This window comes from Burkholderia lata, assembly GCF_000012945.1.
Taxonomy (GTDB): domain Bacteria; phylum Pseudomonadota; class Gammaproteobacteria; order Burkholderiales; family Burkholderiaceae; genus Burkholderia; species Burkholderia lata.
In genome coordinates, this window is record NC_007511.1 from 1,258,771 (window position 1) to 1,282,591 (window position 23,821).

At 67.4% G+C, this 23,821-nt stretch carries 20 protein-coding genes; 12 read left to right on the top strand and 8 right to left on the bottom strand.

Annotated features, from left to right (window positions below):
* Positions 1-160: 160 nt before the first annotated feature.
* From hcp to BCEP18194_RS28395, 4 genes are all read left to right on the top strand, one after another.
* Positions 161-1,828: a hydroxylamine reductase gene (hcp, locus tag BCEP18194_RS28380; protein WP_011354728.1), complete on the top strand. Its 1,668-nt coding sequence runs from the start codon at positions 161-163 to the stop codon at positions 1,826-1,828.
* Positions 1,829-1,841: 13 nt separating this feature from the next.
* Complete coding sequence (locus BCEP18194_RS28385) at positions 1,842-2,864, top strand: FAD-binding oxidoreductase (RefSeq protein ID WP_011354729.1); 1,023 nt, start codon at positions 1,842-1,844, stop codon at positions 2,862-2,864.
* A gap of 93 nt (positions 2,865-2,957) precedes the next feature.
* Positions 2,958-3,371 (top strand): PPC domain-containing DNA-binding protein, encoded by a 414-nt coding sequence (locus BCEP18194_RS28390; RefSeq protein WP_011354730.1) that lies wholly within the window; start codon positions 2,958-2,960, stop codon positions 3,369-3,371.
* Between the two features lie 76 nt (positions 3,372-3,447).
* Positions 3,448-3,960 carry a DUF4274 domain-containing protein gene (locus BCEP18194_RS28395; protein ID WP_011354731.1) on the top strand — a complete coding sequence of 171 codons (513 nt, stop codon included), beginning with the start codon at positions 3,448-3,450 and terminating at the stop codon, positions 3,958-3,960.
* A gap of 121 nt (positions 3,961-4,081) precedes the next feature.
* Here the strand turns inward: BCEP18194_RS28395 and acnB are convergent, their stop codons facing one another.
* Complete coding sequence (acnB, locus tag BCEP18194_RS28400) at positions 4,082-6,667, bottom strand: bifunctional aconitate hydratase 2/2-methylisocitrate dehydratase (RefSeq protein ID WP_011354732.1); 2,586 nt, start codon at positions 6,665-6,667, stop codon at positions 4,082-4,084.
* A gap of 362 nt (positions 6,668-7,029) precedes the next feature.
* Here acnB and BCEP18194_RS28405 point away from each other — a divergent pair, with 362 nt between their 5' ends.
* Positions 7,030-7,785, top strand: a complete 756-nt coding sequence (locus tag BCEP18194_RS28405) for a BPL-N domain-containing protein (RefSeq protein ID WP_011354733.1) — start codon at positions 7,030-7,032, stop codon at positions 7,783-7,785.
* A gap of 21 nt (positions 7,786-7,806) precedes the next feature.
* Here the strand turns inward: BCEP18194_RS28405 and BCEP18194_RS28410 are convergent, their stop codons facing one another.
* Positions 7,807-8,280, bottom strand: coding sequence for a nuclear transport factor 2 family protein (locus BCEP18194_RS28410; protein WP_011354734.1), 474 nt, complete (start codon positions 8,278-8,280; stop codon positions 7,807-7,809).
* Positions 8,281-8,504: 224 nt separating this feature from the next.
* On the opposite strand from BCEP18194_RS28410, the gene BCEP18194_RS28415 reads away from it, so the two are divergent.
* The gene (locus BCEP18194_RS28415) at positions 8,505-9,893 is read left to right on the top strand and encodes a lysozyme inhibitor LprI family protein (RefSeq protein WP_011354735.1); all 1,389 of its coding nucleotides are present in this window, start codon (positions 8,505-8,507) and stop codon (positions 9,891-9,893) included.
* 68 nt (positions 9,894-9,961) lie between these two features.
* Here BCEP18194_RS28415 and BCEP18194_RS28420 read toward each other — a convergent pair whose 3' ends face one another.
* Positions 9,962-10,210, bottom strand: coding sequence for a hypothetical protein (locus tag BCEP18194_RS28420; protein ID WP_021161497.1), 249 nt, complete (start codon positions 10,208-10,210; stop codon positions 9,962-9,964).
* Positions 10,211-10,834: 624 nt separating this feature from the next.
* The gene (locus tag BCEP18194_RS28425; protein WP_011354737.1) at positions 10,835-11,269 is read right to left on the bottom strand and encodes a universal stress protein; all 435 of its coding nucleotides are present in this window, start codon (positions 11,267-11,269) and stop codon (positions 10,835-10,837) included.
* 367 nt (positions 11,270-11,636) lie between these two features.
* Here BCEP18194_RS28425 and BCEP18194_RS28430 point away from each other — a divergent pair, with 367 nt between their 5' ends.
* The 6 genes from BCEP18194_RS28430 (at position 11,637) to BCEP18194_RS28455 (ending at position 16,838) form a co-directional block, all read left to right on the top strand.
* Complete coding sequence (locus BCEP18194_RS28430) at positions 11,637-13,121, top strand: amidase (protein ID WP_011354738.1); 1,485 nt, start codon at positions 11,637-11,639, stop codon at positions 13,119-13,121.
* Positions 13,122-13,714: 593 nt separating this feature from the next.
* On the top strand, positions 13,715-14,401 hold the full coding sequence (locus BCEP18194_RS28435) for a hypothetical protein (RefSeq protein WP_041493250.1): 687 nt from the start codon (positions 13,715-13,717) through the stop codon (positions 14,399-14,401).
* Between the two features lie 121 nt (positions 14,402-14,522).
* Positions 14,523-15,353 carry an arylamine N-acetyltransferase family protein gene (locus tag BCEP18194_RS28440; RefSeq protein ID WP_011354740.1) on the top strand — a complete coding sequence of 277 codons (831 nt, stop codon included), beginning with the start codon at positions 14,523-14,525 and terminating at the stop codon, positions 15,351-15,353.
* A gap of 91 nt (positions 15,354-15,444) precedes the next feature.
* The gene (locus BCEP18194_RS28445) at positions 15,445-15,621 is read left to right on the top strand and encodes a ribbon-helix-helix domain-containing protein (RefSeq protein ID WP_011354741.1); all 177 of its coding nucleotides are present in this window, start codon (positions 15,445-15,447) and stop codon (positions 15,619-15,621) included.
* 1 nt (position 15,622) lies between these two features.
* Entirely contained in the window at positions 15,623-15,973 is a 351-nt protein-coding gene (locus BCEP18194_RS28450) for a VOC family protein (RefSeq protein WP_011354742.1), read from the top strand.
* Positions 15,974-15,980: 7 nt separating this feature from the next.
* Positions 15,981-16,838, top strand: a complete 858-nt coding sequence (locus BCEP18194_RS28455) for a class I SAM-dependent methyltransferase (protein ID WP_011354743.1) — start codon at positions 15,981-15,983, stop codon at positions 16,836-16,838.
* Between the two features lie 31 nt (positions 16,839-16,869).
* On the opposite strand, the gene BCEP18194_RS28460 is transcribed toward BCEP18194_RS28455, so the two are convergent.
* The 4 genes from BCEP18194_RS28460 to BCEP18194_RS28475 form a co-directional block, all read right to left on the bottom strand.
* Positions 16,870-21,711 (bottom strand): NAD-glutamate dehydrogenase, encoded by a 4,842-nt coding sequence (locus BCEP18194_RS28460; protein WP_011354744.1) that lies wholly within the window; start codon positions 21,709-21,711, stop codon positions 16,870-16,872.
* Positions 21,712-21,903: 192 nt separating this feature from the next.
* Entirely contained in the window at positions 21,904-22,092 is a 189-nt protein-coding gene (locus BCEP18194_RS28465) for a 4-oxalocrotonate tautomerase (RefSeq protein WP_011354745.1), read from the bottom strand.
* A 51-nt stretch (positions 22,093-22,143) separates the two neighbouring features.
* Positions 22,144-22,920 carry a class II aldolase/adducin family protein gene (locus BCEP18194_RS28470; protein WP_011354746.1) on the bottom strand — a complete coding sequence of 259 codons (777 nt, stop codon included), beginning with the start codon at positions 22,918-22,920 and terminating at the stop codon, positions 22,144-22,146.
* Entirely contained in the window at positions 22,895-23,788 is an 894-nt protein-coding gene (locus tag BCEP18194_RS28475) for an urea transporter (protein ID WP_011354747.1), read from the bottom strand. Before BCEP18194_RS28475 ends, BCEP18194_RS28470 begins: the two co-directional genes overlap by 26 nt.
* Between the last annotated feature and the right edge of the window lie 33 nt (positions 23,789-23,821).

Genomic DNA, 23,821 nt, shown 5'->3' on the forward strand with positions numbered 1-23,821 from the left:
TTGATCTGCATCACGGTTGCGAAACGCGTGCCGAAACATCATGAATAAAGATGCATACGCAACGCATCTTGAAGCGGGCGAGATGCCCGGTGGCCAGGAACGCGTGTTCCGCCGCCGATCGCACCGACCCGCGCCCCCATGATCGATAAAGGAGAGCACCGTGTTTTGCTATCAATGCGAACAGACCGACCGGACCGGCGCACGGCCCGGCTGCGCATCGGCGAAAGGCAATTGCGGCAAGGATGCAACGACGGCCGACCTGCAGGACCTGCTGGTCCATGCGGTGAAGGGCATTGCGCAATACGGCGCGATTGCGCGTGCGATGGGCGCACCGGATCGCGACGCCGACCGGTTCGTGCTGTATGCGATGTTCACGACGCTGACCAACGTGAACTTCCATGCGGCCCGTTTCGTCGCATTGCTGCGCGAAGCGGCGCAGATGCGCGACCGCGTGAAGGCCGCATGTGACGCGAGCGCGCGGGCGGCGGGCACGGTCGTCCCGGCGCAGCACGGGCCGGCGATGTGGCAGCCGGCGGACGATCTGGCCGGCCTGCTGGAACAGGCCGCGCGTGTCGGCGTGGACAACGGGCTCGACAAGGTGGGCGCGGACATCGTCGGCCTGCGCGCGCTGGTGCTGTACGGTCTGAAGGGCGTGTGTGCGTATGCGCACCATGCGCGGGTGCTCGGCTACGAGCGCGACGACATCTACGAGGGGATCGAGGCGGCGCTCGCGTTTCTCGCGCGCGACCCCGACGACGTCAACGCGCTGCTCACGCAGGCACTCGGCCTCGGCCGGCTGAACCTGACGGTCATGGAACTGCTCGACAGCGCGAACACCGGCCGTTTCGGCGCGCAGCAGCCGACGGCCGTGCGCGTGTCGCCGGTGGCGGGCAAGGCGATCCTCGTGTCGGGCCACGATCTCGGCGATCTGCACGCGCTGCTCGAACAGACGGCCGGCACGGGCATTCACGTGTACACGCACGGCGAGATGCTGCCGGCCCATGCGTATCCGGTGCTGAAGGCGTTTCCGCACCTGGTCGGCAACTACGGCGGCGCGTGGCAGGATCAGCAAAGCGATTTCGCGCATTTCCCCGGGCCGATCCTGATGACGTCCAATTGCATCATCGAGCCGATGCCGCAGTACCGGCAGCGGATCTTCACGACGGGGCCGGTCGGCTGGCCGGGCGTGCGCCATCTCGAGCATCACGATTTTTCGACGCTGATCCGCGCCGCGCAGGCGCTGCCCGGGTTCCCGGCCACGGCGGCGGAGGAGACGATCACGGTCGGCTTCGGCCGGCATGCGGTGCTCGGCGTGGCGGACAAGGTCATCGACGCGGTCAAGGCCGGACAGATCCGCCATTTCTTCCTGATCGGCGGCTGCGACGGCGCGGCGCCGGGCCGCAACTACTACACCGAGTTCGCGGAGCAGGCGCCCGACGATACGGTCGTGATGACGCTCGGCTGCAACAAGTACCGCTTCAACCGGCATGCGTTCGGCGATATCGGCGGCATTCCGCGCCTGCTCGACGTCGGGCAGTGCAACGACAGCTATTCGGCGATTCGGATCGCGACGGCGCTCGCCGATGCATTCGAATGCGGCGTGAACGACTTGCCGCTGTCGCTCGTGATCTCGTGGTTCGAGCAAAAGGCGGCGGCCGTGCTGCTGACGCTGCTCGCGCTCGGCCTGCGCAACATCCGTCTCGGGCCGACGCTGCCGGCCTTCGTGACGCCGGGCGTGCTGGCGGTGCTGGTCGAGCAATTCGGCATCCAGCCGATCGGCGACGCCGGCACCGACCTGGCCGCGTCGCTGGCGCGCCACGCGGCTTGAGCGGGATCGATCGATGACTTATCGCATCGAGATCACGACCCGCGACGGCGAGCGCTTCGGCTTCGGCTGCGACGGCGAGCAGGATCTGCTGTCGGCAGCGGCCGACGCCGATATCACGCTGCCGTCGCAATGCCGGCGCGGAAGCTGCGGCGCCTGCCAGGCGACCGTCGTCGACGGCGCGTACGAGATGCAGCCCGACAGTGCCGGCGTGCTGCCGGCCAGCCAGCGCGGCGCGGTCCTGTTGTGCCGGACGCGGCCGCGTGGCGATCTGCGGGTCGCCGCACCGTACGATCGCACCAAGGTGCTGCTGCATCCGGTGCCCGTGCGCACCGCGCGGATCGCGGCGCTGGAGACGGTCGCGGCCGACACGATGCGCGTCGAGTTGCAGGTCGAGCCTGATGACACGTTTGGTTCGGCCGCGGAGTTCGAGCCGGGCCAGTTCGCGGAACTCGAGGTGCCGGGCAGCGGGGTGCGTCGCCCGTATTCGCTCGCGAACACGAGCAACTGGGACGGCCGCCTCGAATTCCTGATCCGGCTGCGGCCGGGCGGCTGGTTCTCGACGTACCTGCGCGAGCGTGCGCGGCCAGGCGATCCGCTGACCGTGCGCGTGCCGATGGGCGGCTTCGGGCTGGTCGCGGACAGCCTGCGGTCGCGCTGGTTCGTCGCGGGCGGCACGGGGCTTGCACCGATCCTGTCGATGCTGCGGCGCATGGCCGAATTCCAGGAGAGGGTCGATGCGCGGCTGTTCTTCGGCGTCAATCAGGAAAGCGAACTGTTCATGCTCGACGAGCTCGCGCGATTGCAGGCCGAGCTGCCGCAGTTGCGCGTCGATCTGTGCGTATGGCAGCCGGGCGGGGAGTGGGGCGGGTTGAGCGGCACGCCGGTCGACGCGTTGCGTATGGCGCTTGCGCAGAACGACGGGCCGTTGGACCTCTACGTGTGCGGGCCGCCGCCGCTCGTGCAGGCTGCGCGGGACGTGGCTGTCGCGGCGGGCGTGCCGGATGCGCAGTTTGCGAGCGAGCGGTTTACCGTTTGATGCCGGAGCCCGTGGCAGCACGGGTGACTTGCCGGATTCACGGCGCGAACGTACCCTTGGCCGACACCATCCTCCCTCGGCAGGTGCTCGACCATGCAAGCCCACCCCCTGCGTCTTTCCCCCGGCGACGACCTGCGCGCGTCGATCGAGCATGCATTGCGTCAGCACGACGCGCGCGCGGCATTCGTGATCCAGGGCATCGGCAGCCTGAGCGTCGCGCAGCTGCGCTTTGCCGGCGCCGACGTGCCGACCGAGCTGCGCGGCGACCTCGAAATCCTGACGCTGGCAGGCTCGGTATCGCCGGACGGCGCGCACCTGCACATGTCCGTTTCCGACGTGGTCGGCCGCGTGTCGGGCGGCCATGTGGCCAGCGGCTGCGTGGTGCGCACGACCGCCGAGATCCTGCTGGCCGTGCTGCCCGCGCATCGCTTTGCGCGCGAGCCTGACCCGCATACCGGCTTCAACGAACTGGTGATCCGCCGCGAACCGGGCGGCGATGCCGCGTGAATGACGCGCAGCGGCGCTAGAATCGCCGGTCATTCGACGCTTTTCCGCCATTCACCCTTCCGCGAGGCCGCCGTCCATGGATGATTCCGAAATCGAACAAAAGGTGTGGGACATCGTGCGCACCTGGCTCGAGGGCGCGACGCCCGAGCAATGGCACCGCTTCGCCGCGCGTTCCAATTACGACGGCAACGGCCGTGCGCTGCGCTGGCTGCTCGACAACCGCCACATCGATCGCGCCACCGCGCTGCTGATCTACTGGAATCTCGGCGCCGCGTGGTTCGTGCAGTACGCGAACGAAAGCGACCTGGGCGACGCATCCTATCAACTGGACAGGTTCCGGCTGGCGCGTGAAGTCGAGCAGCGTTATGCCGATGGCTACTACGCCGATCACGGGATCTGGTTCGATCCGCACGACTTCGACGGCGCGGGCCCGAACGACTATCCGGACGTACCGGTCGCGCGGCCGGTGCCGGCGCTGATGCTGCAGCCGACCGATGGCCGCGAGTATGTCGATCTCGACGAGGCGGAAGGGTACGACGAAGGCTTGCCGTTCGACGTCGTCGATCGAATTTCCGCGCTTTACGACTGACTCCGGGCTGCGATTACCTATCGGCACCGCATAAAAAAATGGCGCCGCGGGCATTCAGCCTGCGACGCCATTGCGTGGTGGGCTGCGACGTCAACCGCCCGCCGCAGCCCGCTCCGCGTGCTTACATCTGCACGGTGTCGGCCACTTCCTTGAAGTCTTCGATCTGGTCGAAGTTCATGTACTTGTAGATCTGGTCGCCGTTCGCGTTGAGCACGCCCATGTCGGCCATGTACTCTTCCTTGGTCGGGATCTTGCCCAGACGCGAGCAGATCGCCGCCAGTTCCGCCGAGCCGAGATACACGTTCGTGTTCTTGCCGAGACGGTTCGGGAAGTTGCGGGTCGACGTCGACATGACCGTCGCGCCTTCGCGCACCTGAGCCTGGTTACCCATGCACAGCGAGCAGCCCGGCATTTCGGTACGCGCACCGGCCGTGCCGAACACGCCGTAGTGGCCTTCTTCGGTCAGCTGCTTCTGGTCCATCTTGGTCGGCGGCGCGACCCACAGCTTGACCGGGATGTCGCGCTTGCCTTCGAGCAGCTTCGACGCGGCACGGAAGTGACCGATGTTGGTCATGCACGAACCGATGAACACTTCGTCAATCTTCGCGCCTGCGACGTCGGACAGCGTCTTCACGTCGTCCGGGTCGTTCGGGCACGCGACGATCGGCTCGTGGATGTCGGCGAGGTCGATCTCGATGACGGCCGCGTACTCGGCGTCGGCATCCGGCGACAGCAGTTGCGGGTCGGCCAGCCACTGTTCCATTGCCTGGATACGGCGCTGCAGGCTGCGCGGATCCTGGTAGCCCTGCGCGATCATCCACTTCAGCAGCGTGATGTTGCTGTTGAGGTACTCGATGATCGGTTCCTTGTTCAGGTGGACCGAGCAACCGGCTGCCGAACGCTCGGCCGACGCATCCGACAGTTCGAACGCTTGCTCGACCTTCAGGTCGGGCAGGCCTTCGATTTCGAGGATGCGGCCCGAGAAGATGTTCTTCTTGCCTTGCTTGGCGACCGTCAGCATGCCTTGCTTGATCGCGTACAGCGGGATCGCGTTGACGAGGTCACGCAGCGTGACGCCCGGCTGCATCTTGCCCTTGAAGCGGACCAGCACCGATTCCGGCATGTCCAGCGGCATCGTGCCGGTGGCGGCCGCGAACGCGACCAGGCCCGAACCTGCCGGGAAGCTGATGCCGATCGGGAAGCGCGTGTGCGAATCGCCGCCGGTGCCGACGGTGTCGGGCAGCAGCATGCGGTTCAGCCACGAGTGGATCACGCCGTCGCCCGGGCGCAGCGCGATGCCGCCACGCGTGCTGATGAAGTTCGGCAGCGTCTGGTGCGTCTTCACGTCGACCGGCTTCGGATAAGCGGCGGTGTGGCAGAACGACTGCATCACGAGATCGGCCGAGAAGCCGAGGCACGCGAGATCCTTCAGTTCGTCGCGGGTCATCGGGCCCGTGGTGTCCTGCGAGCCGACCGAGGTCATCTTCGGTTCGCAGTACGTGCCCGGGCGCACGCCCTGGCCTTCCGGCAGACCGCATGCACGGCCGACCATCTTCTGCGCGAGCGAGAAGCCCTTGCCGCTGTCGGCCGGCTGGTGCGGCAGGCGGAACAGCGTCGACGGCGCGAGGCCCAGCGCTTCACGCGCCTTCGCGGTCAGGCCGCGGCCGATGATCAGCGGAATGCGGCCGCCGGCGCGCACTTCGTCGAACAGCACGTCGGACTTGACCTGGAATTCGGCGATCACGTTGCCGTCCTTCAGCGCCTTGCCTTCGTACGGGCGCAGTTCGACCACGTCGCCCATTTCCATCTGCGACACGTCGAGCTCGATCGGCAGCGCGCCGGCATCTTCCATCGTGTTGTAGAAGATCGGGGCGATCTTGCTGCCGAGGCACACGCCGCCGAAGCGCTTGTTCGGGACGAACGGGATGTCTTCGCCGGTGAACCACAGCACCGAGTTGGTGGCCGACTTGCGCGAGGAGCCGGTGCCGACCACGTCGCCCACGTAGGCGACCAGGTGACCCTTTTCCTTCAGCGATTCGATGAACTTGATCGGGCCGCGCTTGCCGTCTTCTTCCGGCGTGATGCCCGGGCGTGCGTTCTTCAGCATCGCCAGCGCGTGCATCGGGATGTCCGGGCGGGTGGTGGCGTCCGGGGCCGGCGACAGGTCGTCGGTGTTGGTTTCGCCCGTCACCTTGAACACGGTGATGGTCAGGCTTTGCGGCACTTCCGGACGGCTCGTGAACCATTCGGCGTCGGCCCAGCTTTGCAGCACGGCCTTCGCGTGCGCGTTGCCCTTGTCGGCGAGTTCCTTGACGTCATGGAACTGGTCGAACATCAGCAGGGTTTTCTTCAGTGCGTCAGCGGCCACGGCAGCGACGGCTTCATCGGACAGCAGCTCGATCAGCGGCTGGATGTTGTAGCCGCCCAGCATCGTGCCGAGCAGTTCGGTCGCGCGTTCGCGCGAGATCAGCGGGCAGGCGGTCTCGCCCTTGGCCACGGCGGCCAGGAAGCCGGCCTTCACGCGGGCGGCTTCGTCGACGCCTGCGGGCACGCGATGGGTGATCAGGTCGAGCAGCGTCTGCTCTTCGCCGGCGGGCGGGTTCGTCAGCAGTTCCACCAGTTCGGCGGTCTGCTGAGCCGTCAGCGGCAGGGGAGGAATACCGAGCGCGGCGCGGGCGGCCACGTGAGCACGAAAGTTTTCAAGCATGGGGAGACCTGCTGATATTGCGTTTGAGGGGAAGGCCTTGCCGGCACTCCGGGGCTGTTCCAGGCACTGCTTTGCAGCGGGATTCTAATCTCAATGTGCTTTAACGTCAAATGTCTTATGTCTTATATAAGAGTTGGAGCCGGCACGCGGGAAAGCGAGGTGGCGCGGGGAGCCGACAGCGCAGATATCTGCACAAGCACGCAAGAAACGTTACACACGGGCCGCCTCCGCGCGCCTACGCTCTATTTCACGTGACTTTCAATCGGGTTTCAAAAAGCGGAGCGAGCATCGGCGTGTGCCGGTCGCCTTGTCCTGGAATGTCCTGGATGGCCGCGAGCCCTTGAATCCTGTCGATCAAGAACATGCGATCCAGAGAATCGATTTTCGTGGTGGTGGCGCTCGTCGCGTCGTCGGTCGTTCATGCGGCCACGACCGACGACGAAGCAAGTGGCTCCGCCAGCCGTCCCGTCGCGCTGGTCTATCGTGGCCCGGCTGCATGCGACGGCTGCCCGGAGACGATTGCGCAGCGCCTGCGGGAATCGGACCACCAGTTCCGGGTGATCTACGTCGGGCCGGCGGAGAAACTCAAGATCACGCCCGCTGTCCTGGCCGGCGCGGCGCTCTATGTCCAGCCGGGCGGCGGGCAGGACATCCCCGGTGCGGCGGCCAGCATCGGAAAGCATTCGATCAAGGCCGTGCGGCAATACGTGTCGAACGGCGGGCGCTATCTGGGCATCTGCATGGGCGCCTACCTGGCGGGCGACCCGGGTTTCGGGCTGGTTGCCGGCGAGTTCGACTCCGAGGTCGACCGGCCGGGCTCGACGCTTCACGGGATCGCGGACACGGTGACGCCAGTGGTATGGCGCGGGAAAAAACGCTGGATCTACTTCCAGGACGGCGCGATGCTCCCGGCCGCCCCCGGCGCGGTCGTGCTGGCGACCTATCCGAACCGCGATATCGCGGCCGCGACCTATCGCTACGGCAAGGGGCGCGTCGGGCTCGTCGGCCCGCATCCCGAAGCCGACGAAAGCTGGTATCGCCAGAACGGGCTCAAGAACCCGGACGGCATTCGGGCGGACATGGCCGACGACCTGATCAACGCGACGATGAAGCCATGACGGCGTGTGTGCGACTTCCGCTTATTTCCGCTTGGCGCGATACGCGTCGAGGTTCTTCCGCGCCTGCGTGCGGATCGCGCGTTGCATGAAAGGCGTCCAGCCGAGCAGCGCGCCTTTCAGCCCCAGCGCCTGACGCGCCCAGCGCCACAGGTCGAAGCTGTCGCGATGCTCGACGATGCGTCCGTCGCGAAACCGGAATCGCGCGTCGATCCGGTTGACCACCATCCGGCCGGTCGCGGTGAAGCGGTAGTGAGCGATCCACTCGGCGCGCCCGGCCTGTTGATCCGCGGCGACGTCGCCGAACGTCAATGAAAAGTCCTGCGCCCGCGCGACCAGCATGCGCCACATGTCGCGTGCGAGGTCGCCGCGCAGCTCGCCGAATGCGGGATCGCTGAACACGACGTCATCGGCATAGCAGGCGAGCATCCCGTCGATGTCACGCTGCTGGAACGCCGTATAGAAGCGCTGGATCAACTCGGTGTGTGGGTGGCTCATCTTTGGGTGTGTTGTCGTTGGCGATGAAGCGGGGTCTCGACGCGGCGGCCGGATGCCGGGCAAGCCACTGTAGCGGAAATCAAACGGGCTGTCGCCGATGGCAGTGGTTGCGCGTAGCGGTTCTTTCGGCTGTTCCGCGGGCCGGTCATTTGACGGACAATCCGGCGCTGGAGGCCGATTGCGCGTCGACCCGAGCGCGCGCGTCGGCTGCCGGGAACCTACTCATGACATTCCGCTTTGAAGCCTCGTTGCGGCGCACGTTTCTGCTCGTGCTGCTTGCTCACGCGCCCCAGGCCTTCGCAGCAGGGCTCGACTGCGCGCAGGCAACCAGCCAGACCGAAAAAGCCATCTGCGCATCGAACGACCTGCATCAGGACGACGGCAGGCTGTCGGTCTTTTACCGGAAACTGTCCGATGCATTGCCGCAGGGGCATCGTGCTGCGTTGCGCACCGCGCAGCTCGGCTGGCTGAAGACCCGTGATCAATGCGGTGCCGATCACGGTTGCCTCGAGCAGCGCTATCTGACGCGGATCGGCGACCTGCAATCGCAGCTCGCCACGGTGCTTGCCTATCGCCCCGACGCCGAAGACAAGGCTGCGCTCGACGACTTGCGCGCGCTCGTCGACCAGGCGCGCCGCGCGGATTCAAGCTCGCCGGTCGAGAAAGTGATCGACCGGTTGCGGATCACGAACGGCGTGACGCGCTTTTCGAGCGACGCCAGCGACGGGGAGGGGCCGGTTTTGCCGACGGAGCGCCCCGGCGGCGTGACGGCCGACGAGTGGCGGGCGTTGAAGGCGTCGCCGAGCGGTAGCGGTGTGGACGACACCGCGATGGGGGCGTCGTATACGCTGATCGATCTCGACGGCGACGGGCTGCGCGATCTGGTCGTCGAATCGGCGGCGAACGGAACCGGGTTGTGGTCGTCGGTCGATGTCTTGCGCCGCAAGGGCGGCAAGTTCGAGGTGTCCGGCGATTCGAACGAGGCGCTCGACCGCAGCCTGTACACGACGAATGGCCGCGGCGCGAACCAGGCCGGTGAATGGATTCGCTTGCGCGGGCGCGTCTATGCGTTGTATCGCGACAGCCACTACGGCATGGACGAGTTTTACCTGCTGCGGCCGTTTTCCGTCGTTGGCCAGGTACCGAAACTGACGGTGCATTATCGTTACCGCCTGTCGGTGCCGATCGAGCAGCGCAATGAAGGCAAGACCGGTTCGACGGTGCTCGACGCCAAGCTGCATGCGGCGCTCGACAAGGCGCTGCACGACGTGAGCGACAGCACCGCGCGCGATGCGGGCTTCGATACGCCGCTGTGTCCGATCCCGCCGTCGGTGCAGGGCGACGATCGCAGCGACTACTCGAGCTACGGGCCCGGCCACTACGCGTACGAGATCGTCGGCGACATGGCGGTTCATGTCGGCGACACGTGCTACATCGGCAGGTTGATCGACTGGTTTGGCGACTACCGGAAGGATGGCCTGGTCGCGCAGTTGTCGATGCGTCTTCCCCGCGACGAGTCGGACCGCGAACAGACGTTCAGCGTGAACGGCATCCGGACCGTGACATCCGTCGCGACATCGATCGAGCAAATGACCGTGAACAGCGGGAATTGATGGGGTCGCGCGCGGCTCCGGTTCAGCCGTCGTGACCCGAGCGCGACCGGCGCCTCACCGGACGCCCGTCAACGGTTCGCCAGCGCGACATCCTGGTTGCCGCGTCCCGTCACCAGGCAGCCCGACATGAAGGCTTCGCCCTGGCTGCTGGCGGCTGCTTCGCCGAAGCCGCGGCCGAGCGCGTCGACCTTCACCTGCGCGGCACCTTGTTCGCACGCAAGCGGGCTGGTGTCGCGCCCCTGAGCATGCAGGATCGCGCGATCGCCAATGAGATACGCCAGCAGGGCGAAAACAGCGATATGTACGGCTCGTCTCATGGTTCGTCTCCTCGTGGCCCAAGCGTAACGCGGACCCGTTCGACGAAGCACTTGGGGGTTCCCCCGGTAAACGTCTGCTGAAATGGGGTGCGTTGGGTGATCCTGTCCCGTTTTTCGTGGTTTGCGGGCGGAGGGAAATCGCGGCTTCAGTGCGCGTGGCAGGCGAAACCGGACGGGCGGCGAGGCGTTCGCGCGACGGTTGTCTGCGCGGCAGGCGCGCGATTCACGGGAGTTTGACGAATGTCAGGGTACGGGCGGGCGGGGGCGGTTGCGCGGCGGTTCAAAGCGATAGCATGAATGCATGATTTGACGGAACGCGATCGCGGACGAATGCATCGGTTCCGGCAAGCAGGTGCGTGTTGAACATCGCTATCCAGTTAGTGAGGAATCCAAATGCTTAACGTCTCTTCCGTCCTGATCAGCCTCGCCCCGATGTGGGCCATCCTGCTCGTTGCGTCTTCGGCCGCCGCCTATTTCGTGTTCTGGCGCAAGGTCATCGATTGAGCGCTGCGTGAACGCCGGTGCGCGTGCGAGCGGCAATGCGCACACGGGTCGCACCGCACGTTGCAAACCCGGGGCGCGTCAGCGAACGAGCCCTCGACGCGCCGCTGCGCGTCATTCCCGTCATTGCACGGCCGTGACCGGCACGTTCGAAATCCGCACCAGCCGGCTCATCACGCTGCGACGGAACACCGACATCAGCGCATGCAACGGGTCGTGCCGCGGCGCGACGACCACGATCTCGTCGCACCCCGTCTCGGCCGCGACGGACGCGATCGTATCGGCCACCGGGCCCACCTTCATCACGACGCTGTACTTGACGCCGGCTTCCTGCAGGATCCGCTCGGCCATGGCCAGATCGTCGGACGCGAACTTCTCCTCGATCGAACGCAGCCGCGACAGCGGATGGTAGGCCTCGAGCCGCGTCGATTCGAGCGGTGCCTGAACGTTGATCAGCACGATCTCCGACGCGCAGCGTTCGCGATACAGGAATGTCGCGTGGCGAACCGCCTGAAGCGAGCGGGGAGAGTGGCCGACCGGAACCAGCAGCTTGAGCATGAACGTTGTCCAGGAAACGAGATGATTCCAGCGTAGCGCCCCGCCGGGCCAAACGATCTAAAGAGAACGGGCGGTCGCGTAAAAATGTCGTTAACACGTACCGCCTCGTGCCGCGCCTAATAGAAATATAAGAAATTTAAGTTTATGCGCATAAATGATTTCATCGGCCGGGGCGGCGCGCACACAGCGGGGCCCGCCGCCCCGATTTAGTCGGAACCGCAATGAATCGCGGCGGAAAATATCGGAGGTCGCCGATTCGACGTCGCGTAGAGTAGTGCATCGGCCGCGGCGCGGCCGCTCCCGGCCGGTTCGGGCGCGATCGCCGCCATGCGGCCCGCCATTCCATTCCGATTCCAGGAGACTCCGCATGCCGCACGGCGCCCCGCAGCTTCTCGCTCCCGCTTCCATCCCCGTCGACCCGATCGTGCGCCTGTCGGCGGGCGAGCTCGCGTCTGCGATCCGCAGCAAGGCCGTGTCGTGCGTCGAGACGATGCGCGCATACCTCGATCACGTCGAGCGCGTGAACGGCGCGGTCAACGCGATCGTCGCGCTGCGCGATCGCGACGCGCTGCTCGCCGACGCGGCGGAGAAGGATGCCGCGCTGGCGCGCGGCGAGTACCACGGCTGGATGCACGGGATGCCGCAGGCGCCGAAGGATCTGGCGATGACGAAGGGGCTGCGGACGACCTACGGTTCGCCGATCTTCCGCGAAAACGTGCCGCAGGCCGATTCCGTGGGCGTGGCACGGATGCGCGCGGCCGGCGCGATCTTCATCGGCAAGACCAACACGCCCGAATTCGGGCTCGGCTCGCACACGTTCAACGAGGTCTACGGCGCGACGCGCAACCCGTACGACCTGACCAAGAGCGCGGGCGGCAGCAGCGGCGGCACGGCGGCGGCGCTCGCGTCGCGGATGCTGCCGGTGGCGGACGGCAGCGATTTCGGCGGCTCGCTGCGCAATCCGGCCGCGTTCTGCAACATCTACGGCTTCCGTCCGTCGCAGGGCCGCGTGCCGCGCTGGCCGGGCGTCGACGTGTTCGTGCAGCAGCTCGGCATCGAAGGGCCGATGGGCCGTACGGTCGGCGACGTCGCGCAGCTGCTCGCGATCCAGGCCGGCTACGACCGCAACGATCCGCTGTCGCTCGCGGACGATCCGGCCGTGTTCGCGCAGCCGCTCGACGCCGACCTGCGCGGCAAGCGCATCGCGTGGGTCGGCGACTGGAACGGCTATCTCGCGACCGAGGCCGGTGTGCTCGCGCTGTGCGAGCAGGGGCTGGCGACGCTGCGCGAGATCGGCTGCGACGTCGATGCCGCGCTGCCGGCGTTCGCGCCCGACCGGATCTGGCGCCTGTGGCTCGCGCACCGGCACCTGCTGTCCGGCGGCGGGCTGCTGGCGCACTATCGCGACCCGGCGCGGCGCGCGCTGCTGAAGCCCGAGGCGATCTACGAGGTCGAAGGGCTGCTCGCGATGCAGGGCGCAGCGGTGTTCGACGCGAGCGTCGAGCGCACCGCGTGGCACCAGGCCGTTCTCAGCTTCTTCGACCGCTACGACTTCATCGCGGCGCCGACCGCGCAGGTGTTCCCGTTCGACGTCGACCAGCGCTGGCCGAAGGAGATCGCGGGCCGCCCGATGGATACCTACCACCGCTGGATGGAAACGGTCGTGCCGTGGACGCTGGCCGGCTGCCCGGTGATCAGCGTGCCGGTCGGCTTCAACGACGCGGGGCTGCCGATGGGGATGCAGCTGATCGGGCGTCCGCGCGCCGATCTCGCCGTGTTGCAACTCGCGCGCGGCTACGAGCAGGCGGCTGACTTGGTCGGCGGGCGATTGCCGGCGTGGATGGCTGCGTAACGAGGTGATGGCCGATAGCTGATAGCCGGAAGCCGAAGCCGAAGCCGAAGCCAAAGCCAAAGCCAAAGCCAAAGCCAAAGCCAAAGCCAAAGCCAAAGCCAAAGCCAAAGCCAAAGCCGGTTGCGGATCGCGCATGGCAGATGGGAAAGCGGGCGGCGGAAAGCCGCCCGTTTTGCTTTGACTCTCGAACGTGTCGTTCGCAGGTGCGTGTTACGCCGAGCACGGGCGTGTTGCGCGACGGTATGGCGTCATGTCATCGACGCTGCGCAGCACGTTCCGCGTCGCCGCTGCTCCTGGCGATCGAGCGCTCGATGTGCAGTGCAACATGCGGGAGGGCTGGCAGGCCACCTCCGGCGTCGCCTGCGAAAGCCGGCAACCGCCGCGATCGATTGATGCGGCGCGAGAACGAATTTCGGTACACGCCCGGAAATCGCCCGGCAAACGCGGACGAATCCCCTCGAGCACGTACGCCGGTCGCGGAATTGCAAGCGGCCGCGCCGCGTGATTTCGTTTCGATGTGTTTCAGTCGTTGCGGCCGCGCGCGGCGCGCTTCGACAATATCGGCCTCAACAATTCGGGCACGAGGACAACACATGAAGCAGATTCGCGCGACGGGCCGGCACCTGGCCACGGCAGGCATCGCGTTCGGCATCCTGGCAAGCGGCACCGCGCACGCGCAGCTCGACCTGCAGTCGCTCGGCGCATCGCTGCTCGGCGGCGGGCAGCAGCAGGCGGCGCCCGCGCAGGGCGGCGTCGCGCAATTGCTGCAGGCCTATGTCGGCGCGAACCAGCAGGTGCTGACCGGCCAGTCGTCGCTCGCGTCGGCGATGGGGCTGACCGGCGCGGCCGGGCAGGCGCAGCAGGCCGCGAGCCAGCTGACCGGCGGCGATGCGCTGACGCCGGCCGCACTGTCGCAGATGGGTGGCGCGCAGCAATCGGTGTCGCAGGCGCTCGGCCAGGCATTCGCGAGCGGTGGCGCGACGCACGGGCCGATCGACAAGCAGGCGTTCAGCAACGGCCTCGCGTCGCTCGGGCAGGGGCTCACGCAGTATTCGCAACTGCAGTCGGGGCTCGGCAATCTCGGCTCGACGAGCGCGGCGTCGCTGTTGCAGTCGGGCCTGAATCCGCAGAACATGCAGGCTGCGTCGTATATCGCGCAAAGCGCGCCGGGCCAGTTGCAGTCGCTCGCGACGACGCTCAGCCAGGCCGTGCAGTTCGCGACGAGCCAGGGCATTTCGGTGCCGTCGGTCGCATCGTCCGCGCTGAAGCTGCTGCCGTAACGTTGCGCGGGGCCACGCGCGATGCGGTGCCGGCATCGCGCGCGACGCGAAGATGGTCCCGCACAACATGGGGATTCCGCACGATGCTATCGTGGCGTGTCCCTTTTTTCGGTGCAGGTTCATGACAGACTCGTTTGACCTCTCGCGCTATTTCTCCCGCATCGGCTACGACGGCCCGGTCGAGCCGACGCTCGACGTGCTGCGCCAGCTGCATCTGCTGCACCCGCAGGCGATTCCGTTCGAAAACCTCAATCCGCTGACCGGTGCGCGCGTCGCGCTCGACCTGCCTTCGATCGTCGACAAGGTGCTCGCGCATCGCCGCGGCGGCTACTGCTTCGAACTCAACAAGCTGTTCTACACCGCGCTCACGGCGATCGGTTTTCGCGTGACGCCGATGATTGCGCGCGTGCGCTGGATGCAGCCGCCGGAAGCCGCCACCGCGCATACGCACATGCTGCTGCGCATCGATCTCGATGGCGCGGCCTGGCTCGCGGACATCGGCTTCGGCAGCGCGACGCTCACCGCGCCGCTGCGTTTCGTGCCGGACGAGCGGCAGTTGACGCCGCACGGCGTGTTCCGCGTCGTCGCCGCGCCGGTCGACGGTGAATTCGACATGCAGATCGAGACGCCCGACGGCTGGCAGACCACCTATCGCTTCCAGCCGAAGCGGGTCGAGTGGATCGATTACGACGCCGCGAACTGGTTCACGTCGACGTATCCCGAATCGATCTTCCTGCATAACCTGATCGCCTGCCGCGTGCTGCCGGACGGCCGTGCGGCGCTGCGCAACACCACGCTGACGATCCGCGATGCGGCGGGCGTCGGGCGCACCGTCACGTTCGACGATGCGGCCGCATGGGGCGCGTGCCTGCGCGACACGATCGGCATCGACACGACGGGATTCGATCTCGACGCGCTGTTCGCGCGGCTGGCGGCGCGCGCCGCGGCGTAACCCGGATTCACGATCGATTGCCAACGGCGTCCCGCATACGCGGGCCGCGCCTGCGGTTGACATTTGCTAGATTGCTAGCATACTAGCAAACATGACTGACGAAGAAGTGAAGCAGTTCAACGTTTACCTGCCGCTCAGCCTGATCCGGCAGGTCAAGCATCGCGCCATCGAAACGGAGCAATCGCTGTCCGCGCTGGTGGCCGACGCATTGCGCGCGTACCTGGCCGCGCCGCCGCCGGGCGTGGGGCCGTCCACCAAGGAGGAGTGACATGTCATCCGAGCGAATCGAAGCCGTGTACCTGACGACGCACAACTGGGGCAAGTCGGCGAAGTTCTTCCAGGCGCTGGGTTTCACGCTGGAGTTCGAAACCGATCACCAGTCGGGCCAGTTGCGCAGCGGCGACGGCCCCTTTCTGTTCATCGCCGAAGTGCCGTCGAGCGAGACGACGGACATGCAGGTCGTGCTCAAGGTCGCGGATGAGCAGGCGGTGCAGCCGCAGCCGATCGTCGACGTCGTCACGCCGTTCGAGGACACCCACTGGGGCACGCGCGACATGACCGTGCGCGATCCGGACGGCCGCGTATGGCGCCTGCAGGCGCCGGGCAAGCAGGGCGCGTGAGGCGGCCATGACCGAACCTCGCGAGAACGCTCCCGACAGCACCGCCGCGCGCGTCGCGCTGTGGCGTGCGCTGCACGTCGAACTCGACGCTCCGCCGGTGCTCGCCGACGAAGTCGGGCTGCAACTGCTCGCGCCGGAACCCGGCTGGCAGCAGCGCGGCGACATGGATCCGCAGTTCACGCGGCCGTTCCGTGCGTCGATCGTCGCGCGGGCGCGCTTCATCGAGGATTGGGTGGTCGAGCAGGCCGCGCGCGGCGTGAGCCAGTACGTGATCCTCGGCGCGGGGCTCGACAGTTTCGTGCAGCGCCGGCCCGACATGGCGTCGCGCGTGACCGTTTTCGAAGTCGACCCGCCCGCGCCGCAGGCCTGGAAGCAGCGCCGCCTGGTCGAGCTCGGTTTCGGCGTGCCCGACTGGCTGCGTTTCGTGCCGGTCGATTTCGAGGCGAAACAGTCGTGGCGCGCCGCGCTCGTCGGCGCGGGCTTCGATGCGGGCAAGCCGGCGGTCGTGGTGTCCACCGGCGTCAGCATGTACCTGACGCACGAAGCGAATGCGGCCGCGTTGCGCGAAGTCGCGTCGCTCGCGCCGGGCTCGACGCTCGCGATGACGTTCCTGCTGCCGCTGGAGAATGCGGATCCGGAGGTGCGCCCCGGGCTGGAAATGGCCGCGAAGGGCGCGCGCGCCAGCGGCACGCCGTTCATCAGCTTCTTCATGCCGGCGCAGATCCAGGCGCTCGCGCGAGAGGCCGGTTTCGCGCACGCGGCGCACGTATCGGCCGCCGATCTGACGCGTCGTTACTTCGCCGATCGCACTGACGGCCTGCGGCCGCCGAACAACGCGGAAGAGCTGCTGGTCGCGACGGTCTGAGCCGTCGCGACCAAAGCGACCACGCTGACCATCACGCCCGTTCGAGCACGGCCATTTCCCGCACGACCACGAGCAGCACCGCGAGGCTCGCGCCGCCCGACGCGCGCAGGTCCGCGAGCAGGTGCTCGTAGCGCACGAGCGCGGCTTCGCGGCGCGCGCGCCACGCGCCCACGATCGTCTCCGGCGTGGTCGAATCCGGCGATTCCGCGAGCGCGCTCGTCGCGAGCGTGCGCTTGAGGCGCGCGACTTCCGCGAGCGCGGCCGCGCGCGCCAGCATGTCCCAGTGCGTCGGCGTCGGCAGTGTCGCCGCGCGCTCGCCGATCCAGCTGTAATTGAGCAGCGTGCCGAGCGAGAAATAGACGCCCGCGACGAGTTCGAGGCTGCGGTTGCTGGTCGCGGCCACTTCGGCGATGTCGAGCAGCGCGGCCGAGATGTCGCCGCTTGCGACGCGCACCGCCAGCGCGCTGTCGACGCCGGCTTCGACCAGCACGCGCTGCCGTTCGGACAGCGCGTCGAGATCGTCGGCCGGCAGCAGCGACGGCAGTTGCGGCGCCAGCCGCTCCGCCGCGTCGCGGCAGCGCGCGATCAGCTCGGTGACGCCACCATCGGCCACCGCGCCGGATTGCAGGTGCCGCAGGAACCACAGCGCCGCGCGCTCCAGCAGCCGCGCGACGTCGACGAACATGCGCGCCTGCACGTCGTCGGCGACGCGGTTGTCGAGCGCGTCGATGTCGCGCCACACCGCATCGAGGTCGAACACGTCGCGCGCCATGATGCACGCCCGCACGATGTCGCCGGGCTTCGCGTCGGTTTCTTCCATCAGCCGGTGCACGAACGCGCAGCCGACGCGGTTCACGAGCGCGTTGGTCAGGTGCGTCGCGAGAATCTCGCGGCGCAGCGGATGGCGGCGCATCGGTTCGCTGAAGCGCTGTTGCAGCGGCTTCGGGAAGTAGTCGACGAGCATCGCGGCCACCAGCGGATCCTCGGGCACGTCGGATTCGAGCAGTGCGTCGTACAGCCACATCTTGCTGTACGCGAGCAGCACCGCGCGCTCCGGCGACGTGAGGCCGAGCTTTGCGGCCTGGCGTTCGGCCACTTCATCGTCGGTCGGCAGGAATTCGATCACGCGGTTCAGGCGGCCCGCGCGTTCGAGCCAGCGCATCAGGCGCGCCTCGGCGTCGAGCATCTCGACCGCATAGCGGCCGGCGATCGACAGCGCCTGCGTCTGGTAGTAGTTGTCGCGCAGCACGAGCAGCCCGACTTCGTCGGTCATTTCCGCGAGCAGCGCGTTGCGTTGCTTCTCGGTCATCTCGCCGTCGGACACGACGAGCCCGAGCAGGATCTTGATGTTGACTTCGTGATCCGAACAATCGACGCCGGCCGAGTTGTCGATCGCATCGGTGTTGATGCGGCCGCCGCGCTGCGCGAACTCGATCCGGCCGAACTGCGTGCAGCCGAGGTTGCCGCCTTCGCCGACCACCTTGCAGCGCAGGTCCGTGCCGTTCACGCGCACCGCGTCGTTCGCGCGGTCGCCGACCTGAAGATGGGTTTCGCGCGCGGCCTTCACGTAGGTGCCGATGCCGCCGTTGTACAGCAGGTCGACCGGTGCCTGCAGGATCGCGCGGATCAACTCGGCCGGCGGCAGCGCGTGCGCGTCGATGCCGAGCGCGGCCTGCACGGCCGGCGACAGCGGGATCGTCTTCGCGGTGCGCGGGTAGACGCCGCCGCCCGACGAGATCGATGCCGGATCGTAGTCGGCCCAGCTCGAGCGTTCGAGCGCGAACATGCGCGCACGCTCGGCGAAGCTCGTCGCGGGATCGGGATTCGGGTCGAGAAACACGTGCCGATGATCGAACGCGGCGACGAGCCGGATATGCGGCGACAGCAGCATCCCGTTGCCGAACACGTCGCCCGACATGTCGCCGACGCCGACCACCGTGAAGTCGGTCGTCTGCGTATCGATGCCCATCTCGCGGAAGTGCCGCTTCACAGATTCCCACGCGCCGCGCGCGGTGATCGCCATCTTCTTGTGGTCGTAGCCGACCGAGCCGCCGGACGCGAATGCGTCGTCGAGCCAGAAGCCGTATTCGTGCGAGATCGCGTTCGCGTAGTCGGAGAAGGTGGCCGTGCCCTTGTCGGCGGCGACGACCAGGTACGGGTCATCCGGATCATGACGCACGACGTCGGGCGGCGGCACGATCGCGTTGCTCACCAGGTTGTCGGTCAGGTCGAGCAGGCCGCGCAGGAAGGTCTGGTAGCACGCGATGCCTTCGCGCATCCACGCTTCGCGATCGCTCGGCGGCGGCGGGTTCTTCACGACGAAGCCGCCTTTCGAGCCGACCGGCACGATCACGACGTTCTTCACCATCTGCGCTTTCATCAGCCCGAGCACCTCGGTGCGGAAATCCTCGCGGCGATCCGACCAGCGCAGGCCGCCGCGCGCGACGCGTCCGCCGCGCAGGTGCACGCCTTCGACACGCGGCGAATACACCCAGATCTCGAACATCGGCTTCGGTTCGGGCAGCCCCGGCACTTTCGCCGGATTGAACTTGAACGACAGGTACGGTTTCGATTCGCCGTTCGCGTCGAGCAGGAAGTAGTTCGTGCGCTCGGTCGCGTTGATCACGCCGAGGAACTGGCGCAGGATGCGGTCCTCGTCGAGGTTCGGCACCTGGTCGAGCGCGCCTTCGATCGCCTTCAGCAGCCGTTCGGCCTGCACGTCGCGCGTGTCGCCGGTGGCCGGGTCGAAACGCAGCAGGAACAGCTCGACGAGTTGCCGCGCGATTGCCGGGTTGCCGGTCAGCGCGCGTTCGATATACGCGTCGCTGAAGGTCGAGCCGACTTGCCGCAGGTATTTCGCATACGCGCGCAGGATCGTCACTTCGCGTGCGCTCAGGTGGGCGCGCAGCACGAGGCGGTTGAAGTCGTCGTTCTCGATCCGGCCGCTCCAGATCTGGTCGAACGCATCCTCGAACAGGCCCTTCACGCGTTCGATGTCGAACTCGGTGTCGTCGGCGAGTTCGAGGCCGAAGTCGTGTACCCACGCATGCGCGGCATCTTGCGTCTGGATCCGGTACGGCCGCTCTTCGTCGACGCGCACGCCCAGATGCTCGAGCATCGGCAGGCTGCGCGACAGCGCGATCGGGTCGCCCGCGCGATAGACCTTGAAGCGGAACGCACGCGCCTCGGCCTCGATCGGCCGGTACAGGTTCATCGCGAGCTGCCCCGAATCCTTCACGCGCTCGATCAATTCGATGTCGCGCACGGCCGTGCGTGCCGGATAGTCGTCGCGATAGCCAGCGGGGAACGAGTCGGCATAGCGCTGCAGCAGGCGGTTGCCTTGCTCTTCGCCGAATGCGTCGAGCAGCGCGTCGGCGAGGTCGTCCTGCCAGCGGCGCGTGACCTGCACGAGCCGCGTTTCGAGCTCGCGCGTGTCGACGTCGGGCATCGTGCCCGGTTCCGCGTGCACGACGAAATGAATGCGCGCGATCGCCGATTCCGACAGCAGCGGCGTGAATTCGACGTTCACGCCGTTGTACGCATCGATGAGCAGCTTCGCGATGCGCCGGCGCAGGTCGGTGTTGTACTTGTCGCGCGGCACGAACACGAGGCACGACACGAAGCGGTCGAAGCGGTCGCGGCGCACGAACAGGCGTGTGCGCTGGTGTTCCTGCAGCCGCAGGATGCCGAGCGCGATGTCGTAGAGCTGGTCTTCGTCGGCCTGGAACAGCTCGTCGCGCGGATAGGTTTCGAGCACCGTCACGAGCGACTTGCCGAGATGTCCCTTCGGCAAGAAGCCCGCGCGCCGCACGATGTTCGCGCACTTGCGGCGCACGATCGGGATCTCGGCGCTCGACACCATGTAGGCGGTCGACGTGTAGAGCCCGATGAAGCGGCGCTCGCCGGCGACCTTGCCGTCGGGGCCGACGAGTTTCACGCCGACGTAGTCGAGATAGCCGGGCCGGTGCACGGTCGCGCGCGAGTTCGCCTTGGTCAGGAAGATCGGCCAGGAGCCGGTGATGATGTCGGCGGCGGCCTGCGGCAGCGGCGTGACGTCGGGTGCGCCCGACGTGCGCAGCGACTCACGCAGGATGCCGAAGCCGGTGCCTTCGATGCCGCGCAGCCCGAAGCCCGAGCCGTCCGATACCAGCGCGTAGTCGCGCTGGCCGAGGAACGTGAAGTGATCGGCGGCCATCCATTCGAGGAACGCGCGTGCCTCGATGTCTTCCGCGGTCGATTCGCGCGCCTTCATTTCCTTGATCGTCGCGCGGGCGATGTCGACGATCTTCGGCCAGTCTTCCACCGACGCGCGCACGTCGCCGAGCACGTGCGCGATGTCGTTGCGCAAGGTGTTGAGCAGTGCGGCATCGCCGCAGCGGTCGACTTCGAAATGGATGAACGAGGCGAGCTGCGACTGGCCGTCGCCGGGCGTCGCGCCGCCCGCGTCGACGCGCTCGATGCCGCCATCGCGACCGCGCCAGATGCGGAAGACCGGGTGCAGTGCCGAGTGCAGCGCGAGCCCGAGGCGGTTGACGGCCATCGTCACCGAATCGACGAGGAACGGCATGTCGTCGTTGACGATCTCGATGACCGTGTGGTCCGAGTGCCAGCCGTGCTGTTCGAGGATCGGGTTGTACACGCGCAGCCGTTCGCTGCCGGGCACGAACTTCTGGGCGGTCTGCCAGTGCGCCATCGCGGCGCCGTAGAGATCGGCGATGCTGCGGCTTTGCAGATCGTCGGCATCGACGAAATCGTAGTAATGACGCAGGAAGGGTTCGACGATCTGGAACGTGGCTTCGGGCAGACGCCCGCGCGCGAATTCGACGACGTCCGAGAGCAGGTGTGCGACGACTTCCTCGTTCTTCGCTTCCATGGCGGTCTCCTCGTCGGGTGGCCATCGGCTGCTGCGTCTGTCCGGCATTATGCGCCGATTGCGTGACAAAGCGATGTGCGGGCGCACAACGAGCGGCGGCCGGAGGCGGCCGCGTGCAGCGCCCGTCGCGGGCGCTACAGTGGGTGAATCAGTGCAGGGCAGGCGGCGCCGAAACGACGCCGCCTTTGACGCTCAGCGCTCGTCGCTCCACAGCTTGCCGGCCGTCGCCCAGTTCTCTTTCTTCACGTCGGTCAGGATGATATCGACCGAGCCCGGCGCGCAGCCGAGCGTCTCGCACGTGACGCGCGTGATGGCTTCGACGAATTCGCGCTTCTGGTCGACGGTGCGGCCTTCGAAGAGCTGGATATTGAAAGTCGGCATGACGGAATGCTCCGATGGTTGGGGTGAATGATTCGTGGGGAGCCGGCGGCATCAGTCGCGATACGTCGGATCGATCCGGTCGAGCCGGCGCAGCAGCGCCGGCCATTCCAGTTCGCCCTCGATCGCGCCGCCGTCGCGCAGCTGTTCGGCGGTGCGGTCGGCGATGGCCGGGGCGGGCAGCACGAGCGGCCCGCCGCCGGCCTGCGCGCGCACCTGGATATCGCACGCCTTGATCAGCGTATCCATCAGCACATAGGCTTCGGCCACGGTGCGGCCGACCGTCAGCGTGCCGTGGTTGCGCAGCAGCATCGCGGATTTCGCGCCGAGGCTCGCGGTCAGTCGCGCGCCTTCGGCCGGCGAGAACGCGAGCGCCTCGTAGTCGTGGTACGCGAGGTCGCCATGAAAGCGCAGCGCGTGTTGCGACGCGGGCAGCAGCCCGTCGCGCTGGATCGATACGGCGATGCCGGCCGTATTGTGCAGATGCATCACGCACACGGCATCGGCGCGCGCGGCATGCACGGCCGCGTGCAGCGCGAAGCCCGTCACGTTGACCGCATGCTCGCTGTCGCCGATCCGGTTGCCGGCCAGGTCGATCTTCACGAGATTCGATGCGCGGACTTCGTCGAACGTGAGGCCGAACGGGTTGATCAGGAAGTGGCCGGGCTCGCCGGGCACGGTCGCGGAAAGATGCGTGTAGATCAGGTCGTCCCAGCCGTTCAGCGCAACGAGCCGGTACGCGGCGGCGAGGTCGACGCGCATCTGGCGTTCGGCGTCCGAGATCGGGCCGCCGGGTTTCACGGCATCAGGACGGTGTGCGAATGACGACATCGGGTTCTCCGAGGGTGAAGCGGCGCGCGACGATCACCGTGACCCACGACGCGAGTGCGAACGGGGCCGTGAACGCGGGAATGCCGGCGCGCGTGGCAAGCCACTGGATCAGCGCGGCGAGTGCGGCGGCCGCGAGCGCCGCGCGCGGGCCGCGCGGCATCAGCGCGAGCGCGGCGAGCGCGCCGTTGAAGCCGAGCAGGCCGTCGGCGAACGATGTGCCGCTGGCGCCGAGCGTGATCAGCAGCACGGTCGATACCAGCGCGCCGCCGAGCGCGAACGCGGCCGCGCGGCGCGATGCGACGGCCAGGCCGGCGACGATCAGCGCGCCGGCCCATGCGCCTTGCGCGAAGGTGGTCTGGGCGACGCCCGAAAGAAGGGCGTCGGCGGCGGACGCAAGCGTCAGCGCCGGGCCGGCCGTCGCGCCGCTTGCATGTTGCAGCGCGACAAACGGCAGCCAAAGCGCGGTGACGGCGAGACACGGGCTTGAATACGGGCATTGGCGCCAGCGTGCGAGCGGCATGCGCATCGCGCGCTGCACGAGCGCAGCGCCGATCGAAACCAGCGGGACCAGCGCGACGGCAGCGAGTTGATGGGGCGCGAACAGCACGGCGATCAGCGCGGCGAGCGCGCCGTTGAAGCCGTGCAGCCCCTGCTCGACATCGCGGCGCTCGGCGCCCGTCAGCACGGCCGTCATGCTGGCGGCGGCCGAGCCGACCAGCGCCGCGCTCGCGAGCCGCAGGTCGGTCAGCGCCAGCGCGGCGAGCAGCAGCGCGCCCGTGAGCGCATTCGCCTGCAGCACGATCTGCCCGATGCCGCGCAGCAAGATACGCAGGTCGATCGACGGCGAGACGGGGCGGGCGGTAGGCATGATGGCGGCGGAACAGGACGAGCCGCGAGCATA